The organism is Streptomyces tibetensis (genome assembly GCF_007655005.1).
GTDB classification, from domain to species: domain Bacteria; phylum Actinomycetota; class Actinomycetes; order Streptomycetales; family Streptomycetaceae; genus Streptomyces; species Streptomyces tibetensis.
Genome location: NZ_SZVW01000070.1, coordinates 1 through 476, shown reverse-complemented (window position 1 = coordinate 476; position 476 = coordinate 1). Strand labels below are relative to the sequence as shown.

Here is a 476-nt window from a genome sequence, read left to right as displayed (position 1 = left end):
GCCAGGGGGAAGTTCCACGGGGTGATCAGCAGGCAGGGGCCGACCGGCTGACGGGTGACCAGGAGACGGTTCCTGCCGTCCGGCGCGGTCATCAGGCCGCCGTCGACACGGACGGCCTCCTCGGAGAACCAGCGGAAGAACTCCGCTCCGTAGGCGACCTCGGCACGCGCCTCGGCCAGGGGCTTGCCCATCTCCAGCGTCATCAGCAGCGCGAGGTCCTCGGTGCGCGCGATGATCAGGTCGTAGGCGCGGCGCAGGATCTCGCTGCGCACCCGGGGCGCGGTGGCGGCCCAGGCCGGCTGGGCGGCGACCGCGGCCTCGACGGCGCGCTGTCCGTCGGCCGGTGAGGCGTCGGCGACCCGGCAGAGCTCTTCGCCGGTGGCCGGGTTGTCGACCGGCAGGGTCCGGCCGGACTCCGCGTCCTGCCAGCCACCACCGATGAACAGCTGCTTGGGAACATCACGGACGACAGTCAT

The 476-nt window shown here is 72.5% G+C and carries 1 protein-coding gene; it reads right to left on the bottom strand.

Going from position 1 to position 476, the window contains the following annotated elements; genetic code table 11:
• On the bottom strand, positions 1-476 hold a 476-nt coding region (locus tag FDO69_RS40965), incomplete at its 3' end, for an aldehyde dehydrogenase family protein (RefSeq protein WP_138430336.1).